23 protein-coding genes are annotated in these 25,125 nt (G+C 65.7%); 17 read left to right on the top strand and 6 right to left on the bottom strand.

Features of this window, described 5'->3' with window-relative positions:
• The first annotated feature begins 86 nt into the window (after positions 1 to 86).
• From AB0H42_RS34155 to serS, 17 genes are all read left to right on the top strand, one after another.
• Positions 87 to 1,379, top strand: a complete 1,293-nt coding sequence (locus AB0H42_RS34155; RefSeq protein WP_357063627.1) for a hypothetical protein — start codon at positions 87 to 89, stop codon at positions 1,377 to 1,379.
• A 48-nt stretch (positions 1,380 to 1,427) separates the two neighbouring features.
• Complete coding sequence (locus AB0H42_RS34160) at positions 1,428 to 2,369, top strand: hypothetical protein (protein WP_357063629.1); 942 nt, start codon at positions 1,428 to 1,430, stop codon at positions 2,367 to 2,369.
• A 202-nt stretch (positions 2,370 to 2,571) separates the two neighbouring features.
• The gene (locus tag AB0H42_RS34165; RefSeq protein ID WP_357063632.1) at positions 2,572 to 3,402 is read left to right on the top strand and encodes a hypothetical protein; all 831 of its coding nucleotides are present in this window, start codon (positions 2,572 to 2,574) and stop codon (positions 3,400 to 3,402) included.
• Positions 3,399 to 4,673, top strand: coding sequence for a hypothetical protein (locus AB0H42_RS34170; RefSeq protein WP_357063634.1), 1,275 nt, complete (start codon positions 3,399 to 3,401; stop codon positions 4,671 to 4,673). Before AB0H42_RS34165 ends, AB0H42_RS34170 begins: the two co-directional genes overlap by 4 nt.
• Positions 4,674 to 4,752: 79 nt before the next feature.
• Positions 4,753 to 6,564: a TraM recognition domain-containing protein gene (locus tag AB0H42_RS34175; protein WP_357063636.1), complete on the top strand. Its 1,812-nt coding sequence runs from the start codon at positions 4,753 to 4,755 to the stop codon at positions 6,562 to 6,564.
• A complete protein-coding gene (locus AB0H42_RS34180; protein ID WP_357063637.1) occupies positions 6,561 to 7,406 on the top strand; it encodes a DUF4913 domain-containing protein in 846 nt (281 codons plus the stop codon). Before AB0H42_RS34175 ends, AB0H42_RS34180 begins: the two co-directional genes overlap by 4 nt.
• 98 nt (positions 7,407 to 7,504) lie before the next feature.
• On the top strand, positions 7,505 to 8,350 hold the full coding sequence (locus AB0H42_RS34185) for a hypothetical protein (RefSeq protein ID WP_357063640.1): 846 nt from the start codon (positions 7,505 to 7,507) through the stop codon (positions 8,348 to 8,350).
• A gap of 474 nt (positions 8,351 to 8,824) precedes the next feature.
• Entirely contained in the window at positions 8,825 to 9,376 is a 552-nt protein-coding gene (locus tag AB0H42_RS34190) for an AAA family ATPase (RefSeq protein WP_357063680.1), read from the top strand.
• 516 nt (positions 9,377 to 9,892) lie between these two features.
• Positions 9,893 to 10,468, top strand: a complete 576-nt coding sequence (locus AB0H42_RS34195; RefSeq protein WP_357063643.1) for an NUDIX hydrolase — start codon at positions 9,893 to 9,895, stop codon at positions 10,466 to 10,468.
• Positions 10,465 to 11,007, top strand: coding sequence for an AAA family ATPase (locus tag AB0H42_RS34200; RefSeq protein ID WP_357063645.1), 543 nt, complete (start codon positions 10,465 to 10,467; stop codon positions 11,005 to 11,007). The genes AB0H42_RS34195 and AB0H42_RS34200 overlap by 4 nt, the downstream gene beginning before the upstream one ends.
• 1 nt (position 11,008) lies before the next feature.
• The gene (locus tag AB0H42_RS34205) at positions 11,009 to 12,586 is read left to right on the top strand and encodes a GNAT family N-acetyltransferase (RefSeq protein ID WP_357063646.1); all 1,578 of its coding nucleotides are present in this window, start codon (positions 11,009 to 11,011) and stop codon (positions 12,584 to 12,586) included.
• A 230-nt stretch (positions 12,587 to 12,816) separates the two neighbouring features.
• Entirely contained in the window at positions 12,817 to 13,371 is a 555-nt protein-coding gene (locus AB0H42_RS34210) for a GNAT family protein (RefSeq protein ID WP_357063649.1), read from the top strand.
• A 200-nt stretch (positions 13,372 to 13,571) separates the two neighbouring features.
• Positions 13,572 to 14,510: a phosphotransferase gene (locus AB0H42_RS34215; RefSeq protein ID WP_357063652.1), complete on the top strand. Its 939-nt coding sequence runs from the start codon at positions 13,572 to 13,574 to the stop codon at positions 14,508 to 14,510.
• A gap of 242 nt (positions 14,511 to 14,752) precedes the next feature.
• Positions 14,753 to 15,538, top strand: coding sequence for an alpha/beta hydrolase (locus AB0H42_RS34220; protein ID WP_357063654.1), 786 nt, complete (start codon positions 14,753 to 14,755; stop codon positions 15,536 to 15,538).
• 75 nt (positions 15,539 to 15,613) lie between these two features.
• The gene (locus AB0H42_RS34225; RefSeq protein WP_357063656.1) at positions 15,614 to 15,988 is read left to right on the top strand and encodes a DUF4440 domain-containing protein; all 375 of its coding nucleotides are present in this window, start codon (positions 15,614 to 15,616) and stop codon (positions 15,986 to 15,988) included.
• Positions 15,989 to 16,118: 130 nt separating this feature from the next.
• A complete protein-coding gene (locus tag AB0H42_RS34230) occupies positions 16,119 to 18,731 on the top strand; it encodes a valine--tRNA ligase (RefSeq protein WP_357063659.1) in 2,613 nt (870 codons plus the stop codon).
• Between the two features lie 422 nt (positions 18,732 to 19,153).
• A complete protein-coding gene (gene serS, locus AB0H42_RS34235; RefSeq protein ID WP_357063662.1) occupies positions 19,154 to 20,416 on the top strand; it encodes a serine--tRNA ligase in 1,263 nt (420 codons plus the stop codon).
• A 34-nt stretch (positions 20,417 to 20,450) separates the two neighbouring features.
• On the opposite strand, the gene AB0H42_RS34240 is transcribed toward serS, so the two are convergent.
• The 6 genes from AB0H42_RS34240 to AB0H42_RS34265 form a co-directional block, all read right to left on the bottom strand.
• A complete protein-coding gene (locus AB0H42_RS34240; protein WP_357063664.1) occupies positions 20,451 to 21,404 on the bottom strand; it encodes a TauD/TfdA family dioxygenase in 954 nt (317 codons plus the stop codon).
• A 9-nt stretch (positions 21,405 to 21,413) separates the two neighbouring features.
• Positions 21,414 to 22,460, bottom strand: a complete 1,047-nt coding sequence (locus AB0H42_RS34245) for an NAD-dependent epimerase/dehydratase family protein (RefSeq protein WP_357063667.1) — start codon at positions 22,458 to 22,460, stop codon at positions 21,414 to 21,416.
• Positions 22,421 to 22,606 carry an MbtH family NRPS accessory protein gene (locus AB0H42_RS34250; RefSeq protein WP_357063670.1) on the bottom strand — a complete coding sequence of 62 codons (186 nt, stop codon included), beginning with the start codon at positions 22,604 to 22,606 and terminating at the stop codon, positions 22,421 to 22,423. The genes AB0H42_RS34245 and AB0H42_RS34250 overlap by 40 nt, the downstream gene beginning before the upstream one ends.
• 1 nt (position 22,607) lies before the next feature.
• The gene (locus tag AB0H42_RS34255; protein ID WP_357063672.1) at positions 22,608 to 23,333 is read right to left on the bottom strand and encodes a class I SAM-dependent methyltransferase; all 726 of its coding nucleotides are present in this window, start codon (positions 23,331 to 23,333) and stop codon (positions 22,608 to 22,610) included.
• Complete coding sequence (locus tag AB0H42_RS34260; protein ID WP_357063675.1) at positions 23,330 to 24,346, bottom strand: serine hydrolase domain-containing protein; 1,017 nt, start codon at positions 24,344 to 24,346, stop codon at positions 23,330 to 23,332. Before AB0H42_RS34260 ends, AB0H42_RS34255 begins: the two co-directional genes overlap by 4 nt.
• 17 nt (positions 24,347 to 24,363) lie before the next feature.
• Positions 24,364 to 25,125, bottom strand: a 762-nt coding sequence (locus AB0H42_RS34265; RefSeq protein ID WP_357063678.1) for a condensation domain-containing protein, incomplete at its 5' end; no start/stop codon positions are given.

The raw sequence follows: 25,125 nt of genomic DNA on the forward strand, positions 1-25,125 counted from the left end.
AGTGGCAAGCGGAGGAGGCCATGCACCCACCGGAACCGGGAGGCAACAACCCTAACTCTTCGGGTTGCAGAAGGGATGGTGCCCCAATGAGCGGGGATCCGGTGGAGGAATCGAGTCAAGCGATCCGCACCGGATTCATCCAGTCCATGCAAACCGCGTCGATGATGGCGAACCTGCTGCAACGCCGTGGCGGTGAAGTCCGATCCCGCACCGAGTTCGAGCAACGCTTCCGCCACACCGAGGCCAAGGAATACCGCTCATTCTTCGAGCACCAGTTGCGGGTGAACACCGGTGTGGAGAAGGCCGCAGACGAGCATGCGCTGAACCAGGCTCGGCTCACCGAGGTCCAGGACCGAAACAGCCGCGCCGAGGACTTGTTCGACCTGGAAGCCAAGTTCAAACGCGAGCAGATCGACCGTGGGAGAACCAATCAACGCAATCGGGAAGAGTCCGAGCGCGTCGCCAGCGACCAGAACCGCGAACTGCATCAGGCGAAGATGGACGGCTACACCCGCCGCGAGACCCATGAGAACACGCTGCACGAACTCGATGTCGAATACAAGCAGCTCCTTATCGATATCCGCAGAAGGGCAGCCGGATTCACCGACACCCTCACCGACACCGATGGCTCCCGCCCGGGCGAGCCCTCCGGTCCCAGAGCCGCCGACCCCGGAAGGGAGGCCGGTGACACCGACGCCGCCTCCGGTGACGGGTGGACCGGGACCGCGGAGGCTTCCGAGACCGGCGCCAGCGAGTCCTCCGGCGCGACCGCAGCCGGTAGCAGGGGAGCGGGCACTGCCCAGGCCGCCCACGACCAGGATGGCTGGTATCTGCGGGTTCTGGCAGAGGTGTATCGCCGGACGGCGTGGCTGACCGGCCTGCTCACCGACGGGTGGGATATCGGCGCTGCGGCGGCATCGAGCGCGGCGTTCGCCGCGGCCACCGGAGCGGCCGGCCTCTCGGCCCAGCATGTCGCCCACGCTGATGCCTACCGGCAGCGATTCCTCGCAGACACCGGCGTGGATCCCCGGCGCCTCCACGAGGCGGCGAGGGCGGGCGAGCCGATGGTGATCGATATCGATCCCGCGGATGTCGTCGTCACCGACACCGAGATCACCAGTCCTGGCACCGGGGCCGCCGGTGTGGGCACCGACGCGGTCTTCGCGCTGACCAACGAACTGACCGCCGGGACCTACATCGAACACGCCGCCGGACTCGGCCCTGAACCGGTGGCACCGGAATCGGTGCCGGTGGTCGACGTCCTCGACGCCGCGGGCTTGACCGATCTCTCCGCCGGCGAACTCCGATTCGACCTCGGTCCCGAACCCCCCGCCTCGGCGGGTCCGGCCCCGGGGCCGGACCTGGGGCCGGAGCGGTGATCACCCGCACGACCGCAACCACATCCAAGGGAAGAGGAAGGAAGAGAAGTGACGACACCTGATCGCCCGGTCCCGGACCGGGTAGAGGCTTGGCAGGCGGGCATGCTCAGACGCGTGCAGCGGCTGGCGGCCGAGCACGCCCGCATCGAGAAAGCCGGTGAACGGGTCTTCCACCGGCCCGAGATCGACGGCCCTCCGGTCGAAGCGTGGCGCACCCGTCTCGACGAATTGACCACGCAGCGCGAGCAAGCCGAACATGCTGCCTGGACCGCCGGGGTACCGCTGCCTTGGATCACTGCGGCCCGCGAACTCGGTGCCACCGGAACGCTGCCCAGGGACAAGATCCCGGCCCCGGACCTGCCGGCCCGCACCAACCAGCTCCAGCAATGGTGCGTGGACATGCTCGCCCCGGACCTGTGGCATATGCAGCATATGGCCGCCCTGTCCGCGGCACACGCCGACCGGGTCGCCGCCGGACGATGGCCCTACCCGGTGAACCCTGCCGCGGCGGCCCGGTTCTCGGCGAACATGAACGCTTTGCACGAGCGGATCACCGCCCTGTCCGAGGCGGCCGCGCTCACCCGCGACGAAGGCGCACAGCTGTGGAGCTCGATGGACGTGCACCGCTGGCACGCCGCCACCATCAGCGGCCTCACCGATCACGAATTGGCCACCTCCTGGCATCGTTGGGCCGCCGCCGACCCTGTCGGCAAGCCTCCCTATCTACCCCAGCGCCCCGCGGACGCCTCGGTGGAGTGGGCACGTCCCCCGCTGCCCCAGCAGATGGTGGACCGCGCGACGTTGACTATGCACACCGAATTCAGCGACCCAGCGGTCGAGTATCCGGGGCCAGAGGGCGGCGGCGCGCAGATCGGTGCCGCGGTCGAGGCAATGATGCCGGAAGGTAGCGGGTCGGAATGGGACACCGACCCCGACCCCACCGCATCCACGCCGACCGTGCCGGGACCCGAACACGGTCTCGGTTATTGACCAGCTGACGACACAGCGACAGAGCATTTTCCACGATTTCCAATTTTGCGAATGCGGTGACCATCACCGTCTGTGGCCGCGGGTACCGGCCACGATGGTCAACCCTCAGCCACCTTCTTCAGGGGACATCCGAACACTCCCCGGCCGCAACATCTTGCTCGGCCGGAGGACCGCACCTCATGACCACGAGGAACGAGAAACGATGTCCGACAATTCTTTCGACAACCAGCGACCTGCCGGTCCGGACCGGGAACAACAGCTGCGCGCGCTGTATCAGGCGGCGGCGATCCCGTATGCGCTGCGGCGCGGCCCCATCGACCACGACTACGGACTGCAGGCACGTCAGGACAGCATCCACGCTGCCTGCCTGCGCGAGGTCCAGAACCTGTCCGCAGTGCGCGCCCGCTTGAGCCGAGGCCAGTCATATCTTGCATTGACCGAAGTCGAACAAGCGCGCCTCGACCTGACCTACAACGCGCTGAACGGGGCACGCCTGTCCGCCGACCGCGAAGGTGTCCCTCTCGCCGATATCGATGCCGCCGAGACTTCCGGGAAAACCGGCACTCCGTGGGTCCACGGTCCCGGTCACCACTATCTGGGACGGATCGAACAACTTGCCAAGGAACTTCAGCAGGCTCGCGACCTGATCGACGCCCAGAAACAGACGATCGCCGAACTCGGCATGCAAGCCTCCCGCGACGCCCGACGTATCGCTGACCTCCAAGCGCATCTCGGCCGTGAACGAGACCACCTCGCCCAGGTGCGGGCGAAGGTGGAGGACTACCGGTGGGAAACCGTTGTCGACCGTGCCCCAGCGCCGTTGCCGGACTGGATGAACACACTCCGCGAGCTGGCAGCTGGAACCCACGCTGACACCCATCCCGCCACCGGGACGGGTGCCGGGTCCGGGCAAGCGATGGGTGCGGCGATCGAGGCGCTTGGTGAGGTCACCGGTGCATGGGCCCCAGACGACGGGCCCCCGGCACCCCGGCAGGCACCGGGTGCCGGTGCCGGTCCGGAGGTGGGGTCGTGAGCCGGTTCTCCCGCACGACGGGGATGACGAACCCCGCCCACTACGCCGGACTGGGCAGTGTTCCAGCCCGGGTGCGCGCCGACTTCGCCCACTACTACCTGCTCACACGCGATGTCATTCCCCACAGCGCCACCCCGGAGATCGCGGCCGAGCGGACCGCAGCCGCCGAAGGGCTGGCCATGAAATGGAAGACCCACCCCAAGCCTCAATGGCGGGCGATGTGGCATCAACTGCAAACCACCGCGGACCGATGGAAGCACCGGCCCGAGGTCACCCGCCGAATGTTCGAGCAGCTCAGCGCCGCCCTGCCACCCGGCCGGTGCGAGAACGACCCGACCTGGCGCACATTGCGCGACACCGGCCTGATCACCGAACGCCTCGAAGCCGGAATCACCGGCTCCGGGCAGGACCAAGCCCGCTGGTATCCCCACGCTCCCACTTCAGCGGCGGGACGAGGCCTCGCAGCAGCACGGCAGAACGGGCCCGCACGGGCCACCGAGGTGCCCGAGCGGGCAACGGCGTTCGATCGGGCCCTGGGCGGGCGGGCGAAGCATCTGGCGAGCATGGTCGAAGTCGAAGCGGTCATCGCCCGCACCGACACGCTGCTCGACGCGGAGGAAACGCGCGGAGATCTCGACACCGGCGCCGAAGCCCGCGCCGCACTGCTACCCGCCCAGCGGCGCACCGCACCCATCACCCACGACTACAGCGGCGACCTCGAAACCGTCACCCGCCAAGTCACCGCCCTGCGGCAACTGCAGGACCTGACCGCCGAACACACCCGCCTAGCAGGACGCTGGGAAGGCGCCCTCGCTACCGACCAGGACCACATCGGGCGCCTGGAATCGCTGATCGCCGCCATGCGCTCGGCGCGGACCGCAGCCGCAAGCACCGGCGCCGCAGATGCCGACATCGACGGGGTCTACCACGCCGGCCTAAACGGCACCTACTGGAGCGACCGACCGGGCAGCCCCGCGATGGGGCGCCTCGCCTACCTCATCCAGCAACGCGATAACGCCCGCACCGACACCGCCGGCCTACACGCCGGAACCGACCTGCCCCCCGACCGCGCTGCTGAGCCTGCTCCCACAGCCGCTGCCGAATTCGGGGTCGCCGCCGGCGGCGCAGACGGGGGAGGGGCAGCGATCAGCGATGCCGTCGGTGCGGCGTTCCCCGATCTCGAGACCGGCACCGAGTTCTGGGACGACAACGACATCAGTGTGTCCGCTGCGCCGGCGCGGCTGAGCCGTGAGGCCGACCTCCAACCCTGACAGCCGTCCACTGCCTATCGAATCCGGAGGGGCATCCGTGTTCTCGACAAGACAAACCCGCCGCCGCACCACCCGCGGCATGGGAGAAGAAACCACCCTGCTCGCCCTAGCCTTGATCCTCGTCCTTTCCGGGCTGGCCGCCTGGGCGTCACTGAGCATCGGCAACGCGGCCGCCGGGCGCCCGGTCACCGCCAACCCCGCCACCGCACTGGCCGAAATCGTGTTCGGACAACGAAGCTGGCCATGGCAAGCCACCATCCCCGCCACGGTGTTCACCGCCCTCGGGATTTCGGCCGCCGTCATCGCCCGCCGGATCTGGGCCAGTGGCAGCGAAATCGACGCCGCGGCCCGCACCATGCAACGCCCCAGCGACATCCGCATCGCAAGTATCCAAGACAACCTCGCGGCGAACCAGCGGCTGCTCCGCGACGCGGACCCACGCACCCAAGCGCTGCCCGGACCTCCCTTGGGGCGCACCGTGATCAGCGGAATCGAGTTGCATGTGCCCGCCGAACTCGGCGTCACCATCGCCGCAGGCACCCGCACCGGCAAAACCATGGCCTGGGCCATCCCCGCAGTGCTAGCCGCCTGGGGACCATGCCTGGCCACCTCGAACAAGCCCGACCTGTACCGGCACACCGTCCATGGGCGGCGACAGCGCGGCCGGATCTGGGTCAGCGACCTGCAAGCGGTCAGCGGGCAGGTCGTCTGCGGATTCTGGGTCAACCTATTGGCCGAGGTGACCGGCCTGCCCGCCGCCCGCAAACTGGCCGGGTTCTTCGTCTCGGCCTCCACCGGCACCGCCGCCCAGGCCGCGAACGCCCGCGTCGACTCCTACTTCGACGGCGGCGCCCAAGAACTACTAGCGCTGTACATGTTCGCCGCCGCGATCGCCGGCGGAGACCTACTGCATGTCGCCGAATGGCTCGGCCACGACCAGGACGACACCCCCATCATCATCCTGCGCCACCACGGCCACCACCGCCCCGCCGACCGCATCACCGAATGCCAAGGCCTCTACGCCAGGCAGCGCGATGGCCTCTACGACATGGCCCGCCGATTCCTGAATGTGCTCTCGGACAGCGGATACGCGCAGATGGTCACCCCACCACGCCGCCACGACATCAAGGCCACCGAACACGCTGATCCACAGACCGGGAAGACGATGACCGCAGTCGAACGCATCGAACTCGCCCCCACCCACCAGCTGCCGGAATTCTCACCGAAAAAGTTCGTCACCTCCACCGACACCCTGTATGCGCTGTCGATGGCCGGTCACGACAGCGCCACCCCGCTCGCCTCCGCGCTGGTCGGCCAAATACTGGAAGCCGCACTCGACACCGCCCGCGCCCGCCCCGACGGCCGGCTGCCGGTGCCGCTGCTGGCCGTGCTGGACGAGGCCGCCAACTGCGCCCGCATCGGTGAACTGCCGTCCTACTACACCTACGCCGGCGGCTGCGGCATCATCCTCATCACCATCCTCCAGGTCCTGGAACAGGGTGAAGATCTATGGGGCGCCAACGGTTTGGCGACAATGCGCGCCCAGTCCATCGAAATCTACGGCGGAGGGATCGCCGCGGTCGACTACCTGCAGCACTGGTCGCAGATGGCCGGCCCGCACGACGTCGCCGACCGCTCCCGCAGCCACGGACACCAAGGCACCCAGCGCAGCCTGTCCTGGCGCTCCGAACCCATCCTCGACATCTCCCTGCTCGCCGCGCTGCCCAAAGACCGTGCCCTGGTGCGGCTGCCCGGCCACGGACCGGTCCTCGTCCGCAAAATCTGGTGGCAGGACACCGAATACGCCCCCGACATCCGGACCTCCCTCGCCCTGTTCGAGAAAGCCGCCCAGGCACCGGCGCTGCCCGAAGCCGGGGGTGAACACCGGTGAGCACATCGAGCTCGGGCACCGGAAAACGCCCAGTACCCCCGGTATTCCGGCATTTCATCGACTTCGCCCACCAGTGGCTGTTTCCCACCATCAGTGTGCGGCTGGCCGAAGCAAACCGGGAAAACACCTACACCTGGTGCCAGCAGTGGTGGACCCATCGCCCCGTCGCCGTGCGGATCGCCCACCTGCACGCCGCGTTCGAAGCCACCCGCCGCTCCGGCGCCGGTAACGGCGTCAGCAGCCTGCTGACCTCCCACATCGACCCGCACATGAGCTACATCCTCGACGCCGTCAACGGGCCACTGCACCGCTGCACCCGCGCCCGCCACCTCGACACCCCGACCCTGGCCTTCGACCCCGTCCCCACCCGATGGTTCCACCGATCCGCCCTCACCTCCACGACGCGCGACGACGGCGGGCAGCAAGAGGGGAAGAAGCCACCTCGTTACCCGCACCACAGTTACTTCGTCGAGGACTGGCTGCTGCCGGTCACCGCCCTGCGGATCGCCGCCGACAACCGCGAGGGCCACTACACGTGGTGCCGGCAATGGTGGCGCCACCAAGCGGTCGTGGTCCGCTTCGCCGCCCTGCACAAAGCCTTCGAAGCCGCCCTGACCGCCCCAGACAAAACCGCCATGAGCACCCTGTTCGTCCGCCACATCGACCCGCACATGAAATACATCCTCGACGCCGCCAACGGGCCCCTGCACCGATGCACCCCCACCCGCCACGTCGACACCGGCGCCTTGTCCGCCGCATCGATCCCGTCGGCCTGGTTCGCCACCGACACCACCATCGACCGGCTCGGCTTCGGCCCCGACTTCCGCGCCCTGCACCCTTGACCAGGAGCAACCCGCGATGCCCCTGATCCGCCCCACCACAGCACAGGCCAAAGTCCTGCGCTGGCTTCAAAACCAAACCGTCACCGCGCGGGAAATGGATGCGAGAAACCGAACGCGAACGATTCGGTGAGCCACCCGCACCGCTGGTGAACCAGAAAATGCACCGCAACGCCGTCCTACGGCACGAACTCCAGAACGCCGCCCTCGCTGGCGGTGTACCCCAAACATGGCTCGATCACGTGCGCGAACGCGCCGGAAGAGGCATCCGATGGCGGTCGGACCTGTATCTGCGCATCCCCGAACCACCCGTCGACCGCGACCACCTGCTGGCCGCCCTCACCACCGATGTACACCGGCTCCGCCAGCACATCGCGACTGCGGTCGGCTACGCCCACATCGGCGCCGTCCGAGAAGCCGGCACCGCCGCAGCCTTCGACCGCAACCTACGCACCCTGTGGACCCGCACCGCCGCCGTCACCGCACTGCTCACCACCGACACCACAGAAATCGGCCGCGTCTGGGGCCGCGCACCAGGCTGGAAAACCGCCGTCGCCTCCACCCTCGCCTCCACCGGCCCCGACATCCTCGCCCAACGCTGGCGCAGCCTCGCCCGCGAAGACACCAGCAGCTACAAACAACAAGCCGAAGTCCTAGCCGCCGCCGGCATCACCACCGACAACCACCCGATCCCGACCTCCGCAACCCTGATACCCCAACTCCGCACCCTCCACCGCTATAAACAACTCCTGTCCCCGAACCAGGGCCAGCACCCCGGGCGCGCGATGGACGCGGCAATCGACGCCATGGACCCGCCCGGCGCGAACGAACCCCACCAGACCCCGGCCACCGACCGGCCCCACGAACCCGGCGCCTGGGTCACCGACACCGAACCTGCCCCCGGCCTTGCGGACTCACCCACCCTTGATGCCGGACACGAACCGTAATCCCACCCGACCCCGGCACACGAACCCGCATACCCCGCAGCGTGTTACGCGCCGCACCATCACCTGGGCCGACCCCACCACAAGCAGGCACGGCACATGCTGAATCGCAACGAGAATGCCGAATCCTGACGCGGACCGGCCCCCGTACTAACCGGCGACCGCGCGCGCTCGTCGGTGCCTCGAGAAACTCGGCAACACTATTGGCGTGTCCTGTCAAGATGGTTGCACAGGTCGCCTGATCGCACCTTTTCACCGACCGGTCGAAACGCCCGTCCGATGGCGTGACTTCAGTTTCGCGGATGCGCTGGTGTGGTCCATCCACGGGCAGGTGGCCGTGTCCCACCGGATGTGTCCAGGCTGCTGGCCCATCCTGAACCGCGCACACGGCGCCAAAGACCATGAACATCCGATAGAGGAGAAATCGTGTCCCACGAATCGCACATAACAGGCAATTCCGCGCGAAAACGGTCGGTTGTGTGGTTGAACGGGCCTTTCGGTGCGGGAAAGACCTCAGCCGCGGGAGAGTTGGTGTCCAGCGACCCGGGGTGGCGGTTGTTCGACCCGGAATTCGTGGGGTTCGCGTTGCGGTCACAGCTGACCGACCTCGGGTGCTCCGATTTTCAAGATCTAGGGTCGTGGCGGCGTCTGGTTCCCGTGTTCGCCGACGATATCGCCCGCGAGACACATCAGGACCTGGTCGTCGTGCAGACGGTCGTCCGAAAGAAGTATTGGACCGAACTCGTCGACGGATTCCACGCGCTGGGATATTCGCTGCGCATGGTGTTGATCGAGGCCAGCGAACAGACTCTTCGGCGACGTATCTGCGAGGACGAGGTGCTGCACCGCGCGGCCGACTGGCGTCTGCAAAACCTAGCGCCTTTCTTCGCCGCGCGCGAGGAGTGGATGACCTCGGCCGCGGATCTGATCGTCGACACCACCTCGATCAGCCCGCGCCGGGCCGCCGAGCAGATCGCTGCCGCGATCGGCAAATGGGCGCACGAAGACACACCCGGAGGACCATCGTGAACACACCCGGCCAAACCCGCGCGCGAAGCTACCCCGGGATCGATGACCTTTCGGCGTTGGACACTGATCCTGCTGCCGCGGAAGCCCGCATTCGACGCGACCGCCGCGACCATGGTTTCGCGTTGTTCACCGTCGCTGATCCCGCCGCGACCGGCCGCGCGGTTCTGCACCGTGCCGCGCGGCTTCTCGGGCTGGGTGCTGCCTACGTGCCACCGGTGTATGCCGCCGCACCGGAGGAGTTCGGTTACGACGAGCGCGGGTTCAACACCATCTCCTCGGCGGTGACCACGGACGACCATCGGCGGTGGCACCGCGCAGGGGTTCGACACCGATGGCACGCTCGATGCGATCGGAGGGAACGACGATCGCCCGGCACATGACGGCTCTGCCGGGCAACCGGCCACCTGCCCGGGCCGCGCACCGGCTGGCTGGCCCAGGTTGGTGAACCGGAGGCGGGAAGCATCGAAAGGGCAGATCCTTCTCAGGTGTCGCAAGGCGTCGTTATGCTCGCGCGATATGGAGCCCGCCACCGCAGCCATCGCTGATCTTGTTGCCGCGATCACGCCGATCGACGAGGCCGAACAGCAACACATCGAGCAGACACAGGTCTGGCTCGCCCAAACCGATGACATCTTCCGGCGGGTTCCACCGGCGACTCCGCCGCAGCATCTGGTCGCGTACGTGGTCTTGGTCGACCCCAGGGAGCGCGGTATCTACCTCGGTAGCCACCGCAAGTCCGGTCTCGAACTCCCGATGGGCGGGCACCTGGCACCCGGCGAACATCCGCGGATTGCCGCGCGTCGGGAAGCGCGCGAGGAACTCGGGTTCGACCCGAGATTCGATGTTGTCGGTGATCAGCCCCTGTTTCTGACCGTGACACCTACCGTTGGACCAACTGCTGGCCATGTTGATGTTTCGTTTTGGCATGTCGCTCGGGGTGACCGGTCCCGTAACTACGACCTCGACCCCGCCGAGTTCGACGGGGGCCGGTGGTGGGACCTCGACCCTCACGGCCTGCCGAGCACCGATCCCCACCTTCCTCGGTTCATCCTCAAGCTTGACAGCGTCCTCCAACCCGCTGCCGCTCGATGACCACGCTGGTTGTCATTCGCGGTAATTCGGCGTCGGGCAAGTCGACCGTCGCCGTCGGCCTGCAACGTCGCTTCGAGCACGGCCACTGCGCGGTCGTCGGTCAGGATGTAGTGCGGCGGCAGATGGTCCGCGAGCGCGACGAGCCCGGCGCGTGGAATATCGAGCTGATCGAACACATCGCGACACTGTGCCTGGCCCGCGGGATGGTGACGATCGTGGAAGGCATCCTCGACGCCGATCGCTACGGGTCGATGCTGCACCGTCTCGCCGATTCCGCCGGCTGTGCACTGCACTACGGCTTCGACCTCCCCTTCGACGAAACGCTCGCTCGCCATGCGGGTCGGCCGCAGGCCGCGACGATTCCTCCTGATCAGATGGCCGAGTGGTACCACGGCTGGCAACCCCTGTCCCATATTGATGAGGTCCGCATCGACTCCAGCTGGAGCCGCGATTCCATCATCGAGCGGATTCAGACCGACATCCTCGCCACCGACCGACACCCCCTGACGGTCACACGGGGGGACAGCAGGCAATATTGAATTGCTGCTGGCGCAGCGAGTCCTGATCATGCTGTACATGATCGTGCGCCGCCTGACCGCCGACGACTGGCCGATAGCCCGAACAGTGCGGCTCGACGCGCTCGCGGGTAGTCCCGCAGATACCTTCTCCGCCACCTACGAGCAGGCACTGGCGTGGAGCGACGACCACTGGAAGGACTGGACCCAGACTCGGGTGATGTTCGTCGCCGAGGAGCAGGACACTGTGCTCGGATCCGCCGCCGTGCGCATCGGAGAGGCTGGTGCGGAAGTCGTATCGGTGTGGGTTTCTCCGGCTGCCCGCGGGACCGGGATCTCGGACCGGTTGCTGAGCGCCGCCTTCGACTGGGCGCGGGCCAACGGGAACCGGAGCTTACGGTTGTCAGTCCTCGACGACAACGAGCCCGCACGAAACCTATATCGGCGCAATCAGTTCATCGAAAGAGGGCAGCAGTCGGTTGACGCCGCGTGCCGGAAAGCGCAAATAGAGATGATGAGGGCGCTGCGGTCGGCGTCCAACCGCCGTCCGGTAGTTCAGGTGCGGCCACTGCATCGAGGAGACGAACAGGCGTTCCGCACGCTACGCCGCACGTTTCATCGCGCCGGATTCACCTTCGCGAAGGACTACCAGGAAGATATGTCCTGGCAGGACTATTTGGACTGGCTCGAGGCCGCCCGCACGGCTGGCACCCGCGACGGTCGGGTTCCGTTCTCGTTCTTCATCGCTGAGGACGCCGCCGGTGCGCTGGTCGGCAGCAGTGACATCCGCCATGTCCTGACCGATGAGCTGGCGGGCTGGGGTGGGCATATTGGGTATGCCGTGGCCCCGGGGTTCCGGCGTCGCGGGTACGCCACCGAAATCCTGCGCCGAACCCTGCCCCTCGCTGCCGACCTGGGAATCTTCGACGCTCGTATCACCTGCGCCGTCGACAATGTCGGCTCCCGGCGAGTAGTCACCGGTCTCGGCGGTCGAATCGACACCATCAGCGACGACATTTGCCGCTACTGGATCGACACGACGAGCACCGAATCCCAGAGGGTCGGGGCCAGTTCTCGATCATCGACTGCCGTCGAGACGGTTCGCTTACGGCCGTTGCAGGAAACGGACGAAAAGGTTGTCCGCGCCGCGCACCGCGAACTGGCCGAGGGCGATAGCTTCCCGTTTGCATTGGGTCTTGAACTCGATATGAGCTGGGCTGACTTTCTCCGCGCCCGGGAGGGCGAACGGCAGGGCGTCAATTTGCCGGACGGCATCGTGGCCTCCACGTTTCTGCTCGCGACTGTTGACGGCCAGGTAGTCGGTCGAACCTCGATCAGACACAACCTCAACGAGGGCCTACGTCGACGGGGCGGGCACATCGGGTATGCAGTGCTGCCCCAGTACAGACGGCGCGGCTACGGTGCCGCTATTCTCCGCCGCAGCATCGTCGTTGCCCGGTCCATCGGCATCGACCGGATACTGCTCACCTGCAACGATTCGAATCTCGGATCACGGCGGATCATCGAGGCTTGCGGCGGGGGCCTGGAGGAGACCGAGCCTTGGGCCGACGGCCGCATGACGCGACGGTACTGGATCGACTAGAGGCGCCATTGCTCGATCGCGGTCCCACCGCGATACCGTCCCCACACCTCTCCGGGAGAGCAAAACACAGGTGGTCCAGCTCCGACGACAACCAAGCGGATAGCGAGCTTCCTGGCTGAGGTGAGGAGGGCTGCTGGCGGTAGTCGTGAAGTCGTTTCGTTGGCCGATCCCGCCGATCTCGGGTGTGAAATGAGCGTGCGACTGGGTGGGCATCTCGGCATGATGCGATCATGGTTGCCCCGTTGGATATCCCGCGTTTGACTACAAACGACAGACTTGTCCTCCGCTCCTGGGAGATCAGCGACCTGCCTCTGATTCGAGAGGCGTCGAGCGACGATCACATCCCGTTGATCACGACCGTTCCGGCGGTGTACTCGCAAGAAGCAGGCGAAGCCTTCGTTCGCCGACAGTGGGAGCGGCTATCGACCAGCAGCGGGTATCCGTTCATCATCGTGCGAGTTGAGGACGGTCGGCCCCTCGGGGCGGTCGGTCTGTGGTTGCGGGACCTGGACGAGGGGCGTGCGATGCTGGGCTACTGGGTAGTCAAGTCCGCTCGTGGTCAGGGGGTCGCTGCGGATGCGCTCCGAGCGGTCGCTGCCTGGGCCCTTACTGACCTGGAGATCCCCCGCCTCCATCTATATGTCGAGCCGTGGAATGCCGCCTCACAGCGAACAGCTGAGCGTGTGGGTTTCCAGCGCGAGGGCCTGCTCCGCAGTTGGCAGCAGGTCGGCGAGGAGCGTCGAGACATGATCATGTATTCGATGTTGGGTTCTGATCTGTCCTGATCAGCCGCTTGGCTGGCTGACCTCGGTGGGCGCCCCCAGATTTGACTACACAACCGGTGCCGTCGTCTACGACCACGGCGGCCTCCTACTCGGTCAGGGCTACCACGACCCGCTATCGTCCGGCGGGATGATCACTGCGGACGGGCTGACGAATACGAAATTGGCTGGTGGAGGCCGCTGTCGCGCGGCACGATTGTCCGATGACCGAGATCGATGTCCCAGCGTCCCGGATCGTATGGAGCGAGTTGCCCATGTCGGTGCGAGGCGAGATCGAGAGTCGCTTGGGCACGGGAGTGCGTTCGGGATCGACCCAACCGGGAGGGTTCAGCCGCGGAATGGCGTCCCGGCTGGCGTTGACAGATGGCCGCACGGTATTCGCCAAAGCAATCCCCACCGAGGACAGCTTCGCCTACCGGTACCGGATCGAAGGCGACACCGCGACGAAGCTTCCAGCGGGGATCCCGGCTCCGGCGGTGTGGTTCACGCTGGAGATCGACGGGTGGCAAGTCCTGGTATTCGACGACGTCAACGGTCGTCATCCCCGTTTCGACCAGCCTACGGAGTTAGCGGCGGCCCTCGCGGTGGTCGAGAACCTGGCACGGATGCTGACCCCGAACCCACTACCGGGGGTACCGACCCTGGCCGCTGCTCACGGACCGGATTTCTCGGGTTGGCGGGAGCTGGCCGACGGCGGGCCATCCGGTGACTTGGACGAGTGGTCGCGCCGGAACTTGGATGGGCTCGCTGTTCTCGAATCAGGTTGGGAGCGTGCCACTGTCGGGCAGACTTTGCTGCATACCGATCTTCGTGCCGACAATATGCTGGTGCGCCCAGATGGCACGGTGATGGTGGTGGACTGGTCCTGGCCGTCCGTGGGTGCGGCGTGGGTGGATCTGGTGTTCCTGGTGACCGCCTTGGCGTCGCATCGGGTCGATCCCGAACCGATTTTGGGCTCGCACGCCCTCACCCGGGACGTCGATCCTGAGGCGATCTCTGCGGTGGTGTGTGCGCTGGCGGGGTACTGGATCCGGGAGAGCTGTAGGCCTGGAGGGTCGCAGTCGGCGGCTCTACGTCGGCATCGCGTCGAATCGGGGCGCGCGACGGTTGCCTGGTTACAGCGGCGGCTCGGGTGGAAGTGACCACAGTGCGTTCCGCTATAGCCGGTGTGGTCTGACCATGGAGCATGAACTCAGACCTGCGCAGCGGATGGGCGCCGGGCAGGACGCCCTTGATCGGCCCAGTGCCGCGTTGGTCCCGTGCTATTTCCCGCGCAACTTCGGCATGCGGTTGCGGCGGGGATGAAACTGTGTCGGCCCGCATCGCCTGAGGCGATGGACGCACTGTGGTCCAGGCCCGGGGGATTGAGCGAAGGAAACTGCCGGTGGAGGGAATCACGTTGGAATCGGTGGACGGTGTCCGACTCGACGCCGCAGTCCATGGCGCGTCCGGTTCTGCCCAGGGGGCCGTGCTGCTGGTGCACGGGATCACCGTGGACATGGACGAGGGCGGGATGTTCGTCCGGTTGGCAGAGCGACTGGCCGCCGCGGGATTCAACGTCGTGCGCTTCTCCTTCCGGGGGCACGGCAACAGCGGCGAGACGCAACCCGGAGTCACCGTTGCTGGCGAGTGCCTGGATCTGGAAGCTGCGGTGCAGTTCCTCCGCGGCCGGTTCCCGGGCCCGTTTTCGGTCGTGGCGGCCAGTTTCGGAGCCGTGTCCACATTGCTGTCGCTGCCGTGGCTGGCCGACGGACTCGATCGGCTGGTGCTGTGGAATCCTGTCCTCGACCTCAGCCATACCTTCCTGGAGCCGGAGTTGGCCTGGGGTGAAGAGAACTTCGGCGCCGGACAGCGGAAGCTTCTGCACGACACTGGACTCCTGGTCGTCGACGGGGAGTTCGAACTCGGTCGCGTGTTGTTCTGCGAGTTCGCCCACTACGAACCCCTGGCGCGGTTCCTCGACAGCACCGTGCCCTCGCTGATTGTGCACGGAGACCGCGACACCGCAGTCTCCTACGAGATCTCCGCCCGGGTCGCGACGTCCCGGCCTGACACGACGCTGCACACCATCGTCGGCTCCGATCATGGTTTCGACTCGCTCGAGCGCGAAGATCAGGCGATCTCAGAGACGGTTGAATGGCTGGTCGACCAGATCGCACCCGCCTCGTGACACCTGGGGGACCTGTATGGACCGGTTCGGCCTCATGGGATCAAGCGGCGGCGGTGTCTGGCGTAAGGTTTCGATGTGAATGAGCAGCCGTCGAATGCAGACGCCGTGAATGCTGCCGTAGCCGGCGAACTTCGGCTCCTCGACCCCGAGGTGCGGTCGTCGGCGGAGCTGATGTCCGAATTACTCGACCCGGACTTCCGGGAGATCGGCGCTTCCGGGCGCTGGTGGATTCGCTCGGACATCATCGCCGCACTCGTTGACGAATCCCGACCATCGGATCGGCGCATCGCGGTGAGCGATATGCAGGCCACCCTTCTTGCCGCGGACATCGTTCAACTCACCTACACCTCTGAAAACTGCGGGCAGCGCGCACACCGGAGCTCGGTCTGGCGGCGATCCGAGCTGGGTTGGCGGCTGTACTTCCATCAAGGAACGCCGACTTCACGTTGACCTATGCCACGTGGCCCAGGTCGGCGAGGAGCGTCGAGACATGGTCATGTACTAAGCGGCGTCGCCCTTCCGAATCACTGCCGCCGGAAGTTGTCGGACGGCCGCGAGCGCGGATCATAAGCTGTTGGGCGTGACTACTCGGGACTCCGCACAGAATCTGTCGCTTCCGACCCAGTTCGATCCCTCTGAGGTAGAGGGGCCGCTGTATGAGCGGTGGGTAGGTCGCGGCTACTTCGACGCGGACGCTTCCAGCGATCGGCCGCCGTTCGTCGTTGTACTGCCGCCGCCGAATGTGACCGGGAGCCTGCATATCGGGCATGCCTTCGAGCACACCTTGATCGATGCTCTGACCCGCCGCAAGCGGATGCAGGGGTTCGAGGTGCTGTGGCAGCCCGGCCTGGACCATGCCGGCATCGCCACCCAGAACGTGGTCGAGCGCGAACTCGCGAAGAGCGGAAAGTCGCGTCATGACCTGGGTCGGGATGCGTTCGTGCAGGCTGTGTGGGACTGGAAGGCGAAGTCGGGGGGCGCCATCACCGGGCAGATGCGTCGCCTCGGTGATGGTGTGGCCTGGTCACGGGAGCGATTCACCCTCGATGAGGGCCTGTCGAGGGCTGTGCAGACCATGTTCAAACGCCTGTATGACGATGAGCTGATCTACCGGGCGGAACGCATCATCAACTGGTGCCCGCGATGTATGACCGCGGTCTCCGATATCGAGGTCGACCACAAGGAGGTCGGCGGGGAGCTGGTGTCGATCCGTTACGGCGACGGAAATGATCAGATCGTGGTGGCGACCACCCGGGCAGAGACGATGCTCGGCGACACCGCGGTCGCGGTGCATCCCGACGACGAGCGGTACGCCCATCTGGTCGGCCGGGAGATCGAGTTGCCGCTGACCGGACGCCGTATCCCGGTGGTGGCCGATGAGCACGTCGACCCCGAGTTCGGGACCGGCGCGGTGAAGGTCACCCCCGCACACGACCCGAACGATTTCGAGATCGGCCAACGCCACGACCTGCCCGCGATCACCGTTATGAACGAGCGGGCCATCATCACCGCGCACGGCCCTTTCCAAGGTTTGGATCGCCTCGAGGCGCGCAGCGCCGTCGTGGCCGCGCTGCGCGCGGACGGCCGCATCGTCGCCGAGAAGCAGCCGTACGTCCACGCGGTCGGACACTGCTCGCGCTGCGGCACGGTGATCGAGCCACGGCTGTCGATGCAATGGTGGGTGAAGGTCGGACCGCTGGCCAAAGCCGCCGGCGACGCGGTCCGTGACGGGCAGGTGGGCATCCATCCGCCGGAGCTGGCGTCGCGGTATTTCGACTGGGTCGACAACCTGCGCGACTGGAACATCTCACGGCAGCTGTGGTGGGGACACCGTATCCCGATCTGGTACGGGCCGGACGGGCAGATGATGTGTGTCGGCCCCGGTGAGTCCGCGCCGGAAGGGTGGGTGCAGGACTCTGACGTGCTCGATACTTGGTTCTCTTCGGCGCTGTGGCCGTTCTCCACGATGGGCTGGCCGGACAAGACCCCCGATCTGGAGCGGTTCTACCCGAACTCGGTGTTGTTCACCGGTTATGACCTGTTGTTCTTCTGGATCGCCCGGATGATGATGTTCGGCACCTACGCCATGGACGGCCAGCCGCCGTTCCGCACGATCGCCTTGCACGGCATGGTGCGCGACGAACACGGCAAGAAGATGAGCAAGTCGTTCGGCAACGTGGTCGACCCCATCATCTGGATGGACCGGTACGGCTCCGACGCGGTGCGCGCCGCCCTGGCAGCGGGCGCGAATCCGGGCACCGACGTGCCGATCGGCGAGGATCAGGTCACCGCGACTGGCCGTAATTTCATCACCAAGGTGTGGAACGCAACCCGCTTCGCGATGATGAATGGTGCCACCACCGCGGGGCCGCTGCCTGCGGTCGAGCAGCTCGGGCTGGCGGACCGCTGGATCCTCTCGCGGCTGAACGCGACGATCGCGGCCACCGACGCGTTGTTTGAGGACTATCAGTTCGCCAAGCTCACCGATGGGCTGTACCACTTCGCGTGGGACGAGATATTTGACTGGTATGTCGAGCTATCGAAGGTGACCTTCGCTGCCAGTGGTGCCGAAGCTGATGTGTCGCGGCGGGTCCTCGGCGAGGTGCTGGATGGGTTGCTGCGCATGCTGCATCCGATCATTCCGTTCGTTACCGAGGTGTTGTGGACGGCGCTGACCGGTGGGGAGTCGTTGGTGATCGCGGCGTGGCCTGTGGATACCGGGTTCCGTGACGTCGACGCCGAAAAGGATTTCGCCGGTTTGCAGGCCACGATCACCGAGGTGCGTCGATTCCGGTCCGAGCAGGGTGTGCAGCCGAGCCAACGTGTCCCGGCCACCCTCGATTTCGCCAGCGAACCCGTGCTCGCCGGGCACGAGCCGGCGATCAGGCATCTGCTGCGCCTGGAGGCTCCCGGTGATGGGTTCGCCGCGACCGCTTCACTGGCGGTCGGTAAAGCGGTTGTCGCGGTGGATCTTTCAGGTACTCTCGATGTTTCCGCGGAGAGGAAGCGCCTGAACAAGGATCTCGCTGGTGCATTGAAAGAGCTTGACAACGCGGCCCGCAAGCTGGGCAATGCCGAGTTCATGGACAAGGCGCCGCAGAAGGTCATCGATGGCATCCGCGCCCGGCAAGCGACGGCCGAAGCCGACCGCGAGCGGCTGGAGAAACAACTGAACGCACTGGCTCCCGAGTAGCCCGTCGATCGGGGGTGCACGACACGTAGGGGGCGTAGGTGTTCGCACAGCTGGCCGTCGTGGGATTCGACGAGATTGTAGCCCGCAAGTACCTGCCCTGCATCGCGTCCGCGATCAGTGACGGGCACCTGCGCTCCTACTCGGCCATCGACCTGGAATCCGAGCGCAAACAGATCGAGGCACGGCTGCGCGAAGTCCCCTCGCCCCACGGCACGTGCACTACCTGCCGGATCCAGGCCCGGAGCGCACCGTGTCCGGTCCGATACGGGGAGATGACCACGACTACGTCACCATCGTCATCGAGCCCCGCCAACCCCGCCGGCACACCGAGGCAGCCGGAGGGTGTGCCGAATGCGACTGGTAACGTACCAGGAACCGTACGTTGCCGCTGACCAGGACTGATGCGAGGATTAACGCCTACCATGCTCGATAAACGCTTCATACGGGACAATCCCGACGCCGTTAGGGAGGCGGCCCGTGTCAAGGGCGTCGACCTGAATGTCGATGAGCTACTCGAGTTGGATGAGGCCGTCCGCAAGTTGCAGCATGAGCTGGATCAGGGGCAGGCCCGGAAGCGATCGCTGTCGAAGGAGTTCGCCAAGGCCGCCACGACTCGCCGCGAGGAGCTCCGTGCCGAGAGCGGCGAACTGGATCAGCAGCTAAAGAAGCTCCGTAGCGATCTCGACGAGTCGAGTGTTCAGCTGAATAGCCTACTTCTCGTCACGCCGAACATTCCCTGGAGCGAAGCGCCAGTTGGTCTGGATGAATCCGCAAATGTTGTTATAAAGACGTGGGGAAAGCGGCCGGAATTCGACTTCCAGCCTCTGGATCATGTGGAGTTGGCGGAGAAGCGAGGATGGGCCGAATTCGCCAGGGCGCGCAAGGTGGCCGGCGAGCGCGCCTACGCCTTGACCGGCGACCTTGTTCTTCTGGAGCGGGCTGTCCAGTCTTATGCGTTGGATCTCTTGGTGTCCAAGGGATTCGGCCCTGTCTCGGTGCCCGCGCTGGTCAAGGAAGCGGCTCTGGTGGGCACGGGGATGTTCCCGAAAGGTCGAGAAGAGACCTACGAGATTCCAGCGGATAACATGTTCCTAGCGGGAACCTCCGAAGTCGGTTTGGTGGGTTTGCATTCCGATGAGATCCTGGACAGTGACCGTCTACCTGTCCTTTATGCGGGAATTTCGCCGTGTTTCCGACGTGAAATCGGTAGCGCCAGTCGTGACGTTCGTGGTCTACTGCGTGTTCACCAATTCGAAAAAGTGGAGCAGTTCGTCATTTGCGAGGCAGACGTGAATGAGTCGGCTCGCTGGCACAAGGAATTGCTGGGGTCCGCCGAACGGATCCTTCAGGATCTGGGTTTGCATTACGAAATTGTCGAATGTGCGACGGGCGATATGGGGCTGGGTAAGTTCCGGATGAATGATATCAACACATGGTTCCCGTCGTTGGATATGATGCGGGAGACCCATAGTTGTTCTACCCTCCACGATTGGCAGACGCGGAGGGCGAATATTCGGTATCGGGACGCCGACGGTAAGCCGCGTTTCGCCCACACTCTGAACAACACCGCAGTGGCTACTCCCAGGTTGTTGGCCGCGTTGATCGAGAACCACCAGACGAAGGACCATCAGGTGCGGGTTCCCGAGGTGCTGCGCCCCTATCTCGGAGGCCGAGAGGTTCTCTAACCGGGGGTCGGGTCCGACCGGCCGATCGTGTGGTTCACAGCGCCGGTTGGATGTCCGTGGCAGCGATCGGGTCGGACATGGCGACGAGGATTCGCCGGTTCCCGCGGTACGGTTCGCGGCCATGGGCGAAGCGCATGTTGTCGAGTAGCAACATGTCTCCGGGGCGCCAGTCGAATCGGTCGGTGTGGTGATCGTGCATCTCACGGACCTCGTGGAATAGTTGGTCCGGGATCGTTGAACCATCGGCGAACGTGATCAGGTTCGGCAGGCCGGTCGGCCCGAGGGACGAGACCAGGGCGTCGCGGATCTCTGGGGCGAGCGTGGCTGGGTGGAAGAGGTTGAGGTGGTTGAACCAGGTCGGTGTCGTGGTCCGGGGATGGGTCACGACGGCGTTGCCTTGGCGGGCGGTTCTCAGGCCGTCATCACTGGTCCATTCCCAGCCCGAACCTGATGATCGGAGGAACTCTTCGACCACTCCTCGATCGGTGGTCTGAAAAGCTTCCTGCCAGGTGAGGCCGACACCGGAGGAGAAGTTCCGCACATAGGCGAGTCCGCGGACGGCCAGTTCTTCGCGGGTGTCCATAGATAAGGCATCCAGCACGGCCGCCATGTCAGCCGTCGGAGTGGCGCCGAGTTCAGCGGGTGCGGCGGCGCAGTAGAAAGCGATGCGTGTCGGCCACACGCTGGCGTAGGAGCTTTCACAGTGCAGGGGGATCGCCTCGCGTGCAGGGTATTCGGTCGAGGTGAAGATTCCCTCGGAGAGTTCGCTGCGGGGAGTGCTGCGCTCCCGGTAGGCCAACGCGTTGAACCCTAGAGCGTCAGTGGCGCGGGCGAATTCGGCGACGGCCGTGCCGTCCCGGGGCGCGGCGGCGCGAAGCAGGACGCGGCCGTGCCGGATGAGGCGCCCGATGATCTCGTCCTGGTGGGTGCTCGCGTAGTCTGCCGCGGTCATCGCGCCGGTGTCAACGCAATATTCCTGGACGTCCATATTGGTGGCCTACTCTCCTCGCGGGTCGAGCGTGGGCGTGATGTCGCTGACGAGCTGTCGCATCGACCGGAGATGCGACGCTCGACCGTCGATGCAGCGCGTAGCCGACCGGTGGTCCGGGCCGCACATCCAGTCATGGGTGGCGGTGGCCGTGTCCAGAAAGGGGCGCCGTCGCAGGCCCAGCTCGATCGCGGTGGTGCCATCGATTCGGTTCATGCCCGGATAGTCGAGGTCGTCGCTGGGCAGCCAGTAGGGCAGCTCTTCCCACGGCGTGACGCCCACGGCCGCAAGTTGGGCGTCGGGGACTTCGATCAAGCGAGCTGTAGAGGACCAGGTGTCTGCGAGGTCGCGGAGAAGCCGCTGCAGCTCGTGCGTGGTCCCGACGACGTTGAAGGTTCCCGAAGCTCCGATCGCGCCGGTCAGCAGCGTGAAGGCGGCAAGGTCGCGGACGTCGAGCAACTGCACTGCGGTCGGTGCGGCGGGAACGACGACTGTAGGCTCGCGCAGCAGCGCGTCGATCCAGAATGGTAGGCGTCCGAGGTTGTCGTAGGCTCCTATGAGCGGGCCGACTCGAAGCACGGTCAGTCGGTCGCCGAATACCGCGAGGTAGGCGTTTTCGGCGGCTGCTTTGAGCCGACCGTAGCGCTCGTGTGTGGTGCGGGGTGGTGTGGCCGGCACGGCGGAGGTTTCGTCTATGCCAGGTGCGTGCATCGGGGCGTATACCGACACGGTGGAGATGAGGATCGCCCTGTGGGCTCGTCCGACCAACTGGTGGGCGGTGACATCGGCGGTCAGGGGGTCGAAGCAGTTTACGTCGACGGCGATGTCCCAGCCTGTTCCGGCAGGCAGTGTCAGGTCGTTGCGGTCGGCGCGGATGTGCGTGACTCGGGAATCGTGAAGCAACTCGACGCCGGTGACGCCTCGGCTGACGACGGTCACTTCGTAGCCGCTGTGGAGGCATTCGGCGATGAGGTGGCGGCCGATGAAGCCTGTGCCCCCGATCAACAGGACACGCATCAGCGGATCGGGGCGCAGGTGGGTGTCATGTCGGTCCATACGGCGCCGATGTAGTCGAGACAGTCGTCACGGCCGCCGTCGAATCCTTCGCGGCGCCAGCCAAGCGGAGTATCCTTATCCACCGGCCAGATGGAGTACTGGTTCTGGTCGTTCAGGACGACACTGAATCGCGTGTAGGCGTCCATATCAGGTTGTGTCCTCTCGCTGTGCTTCGACGACGTAGACGTTGTTGCGCTCCCGGATGGGCGCGAGGTGGCGTAGCCGCAAGGCGAGCAGTCGAGTGACCTCGTCCAGGTGTGGGCCGGCTTTCTCGACGAAGGTCAGTCGTGAGGTCTGGTAGCCGATGTAGTCGTCGATCGAGTAGTCGACGGTGGTCGTGAACACCCGTCGTCGGTAGTGGGTCCAGCCCGGGGCGAGCAGTTCGCGCCAGATACCGATGTTGGCGACCTCGTCGAACGCGTTCCCGGTGATCGTGTACAGCACCTCGTCGGCGAGGGCCTCGTAGGGTTCGGCGGGGTCCGGATGTTTCCACAGGTAGCAGGCTCGTCCTCCCGGGCGAAGCACGCGGCGGATCTCGGCGCCGGCGGCGGGTTCCTCAAACCAGTGGGCTGCTTGGGCGGCAAACACGAGATCGACGGTCGCGTCCGCGAGTGGAATCGCTTCGGCGCGACCGTCGACAACCTCGAGCCCTGGATGATGCGGGATCTGTTCGCGCAGTTCACGCAGGGGTTCGACGCAGATGACGCGTCGACAGTGCTGGAGCAATGCGGTGGAGGCGAGTCCGGACCCGGCTCCTAGATCGACTGCAACGGGGCAGTCCAGGCTGCGGGTCGCGTGTTCGAAGACGGCCGCGGGATATCCGCGCCTGTGCGCGACGTAGGCGCCCTCCATGCCTTTGAAGTCACCTCTCATGCTGCGCCTCCAGCTCCGTGGGGCTGTGCGGTGGTTACCGGGGCGGATGTCAGGAGTTGCTGCAGACATGCCTGGAGCAGGCCGTCGGCACTTTCGCTATTGCACAGCAATGCGACCGCGCGACGCCCGGTCAGGTCCAGCGCGAGCAGGGAGCGGTACCCGACGCTTTCCCCAGTGTGAAAATACAACTCGCGCTCGGCATCACGCAGCAGCGTGAACCCGCCGGCCCATCGCGTCGGTGCTGTGGCCGCATGGGCACGGATCAGTCGCATCTCGACCGAATCCGGGCTCAGTAGCGCAGCTACCAGGGTCCCCAGATCCTGAATGCCACACCACAATCCGGCGGCGGCAGATTCCGGGTAGTCACGCCACTGACCGGGCGTGGGCCGATCGTCGACGTCATGGCCGGGTGCGACACGGTGGTGCTGGTCTCGGGGCAGCACACCCATCACGGCCCCAGTGATGCCGAGTCCTGTGAACAGTTCGGCGGTGAGATCGGTGAATCCGGTGCCCGACGATCGCTCCAGTACTCGCTGGAGTAGGCAGTAGCCGCCGCCGGAGTAGCTGCCAGTGCGTGAAGGGACAGCCAGCTGGATGGGATCGTTGAGGGCCGCGCCGGTGCCCGCGATGATCTCGTTCAAGGTGGGCAGGACTGCTTCGCGGGCGTAGCCGTCGAAGCCCTTTACGGTCGCGCCGCCGCGATGTTCGAGCAGATCGAGCACGCTCGGCAGTCCCACCCTGCGGCGGCGATCGATCACCACGGGGCCTAGCTGGTCGAACAGTAGGGGCCGGTGAAGGTCGATCGTGCCGTTGTGGTGAAGCTGGTGGCAGAGCACGGAAGTGACGACCTTGCTGATGGACGCCGCCTGCAGCACCAGGCGCGAAGGGGCGGCTGGCGCCGGTCTGTCCGTTGTGCTGCTGAACTCGGCTGTCCAGCAGTCGGTGTCATCCATCATGAACGCCTGAATCAGCGGTGCCGAGGAGGACGCCATCATCTGTGCGAGCTGCGCCATCCAGGGGGATGTCGGGCTCATTGCTGCCTCGCGAAGGTGATCAGGGTGGTCACTGTGGCCTCGGCGACGGCGGTGATGTCGGACTCGTTGTGGGTTGTGGTGTCGTAGCGCAGGTAGACGCTGAGTTGGCCATTCTCGATGACGGCGTTGACCTCCAGAGCGTAGGGTCGCGCACCGCCGCCACTCTGTGCGGCGAGTTGTTCGGTAGCATAGGTGAAGACTGTGTTTGGTTGTCCGGTGCTGAATTGCCCGAGGTAGTTCAGGCAGACGTCGGATGTTTTCGCTGGCACCGGCCATCCGGCAAGATAGGCGCCGACGCCGTATCCGACGCCGCCGCGCGGTGTCGATGTGATCGCCTTGTGTGCGATTGCGAACGCCTCGGCGGGGGTGGTGTCGGTGGTCAGATCCAGTCGGACGGGGTAGATCGCGGTGAACCACCCCACCGACCGGGACAAGTCCATCTCCGGCGAACCGTAACGCCCATGACCCTCTACATCCAACACGACCGAACGTGGATCTGTTGTGTCAGCGACGGTTCGGGGTATCTGTTGTTGCAGAGCCAAGACCAATGCGGCGGCAAGGGCGGGTTCGATCGAACGGGTCCGGATGAGGTGGTCGATCAAGTCGGTGTCGACCCCGACGACTACTTCGGCTGAGTCGTCGACGCGAGAGGCGCCCGAGCCCGCGGTGATGGTGAAGGGTGCGTGCTCGGTGACGGTGTCCCAATGTGCCCGTTCGACTTGCTGTTGTGCGCTGTCGACGTTCTCGTGGAGCGAACG

The sequence above is a fragment of the Nocardia sp. NPDC050799 genome (genome assembly GCF_040654015.1).
In the GTDB taxonomy this organism is placed as follows: Bacteria; Actinomycetota; Actinomycetes; order Mycobacteriales; family Mycobacteriaceae; genus Nocardia.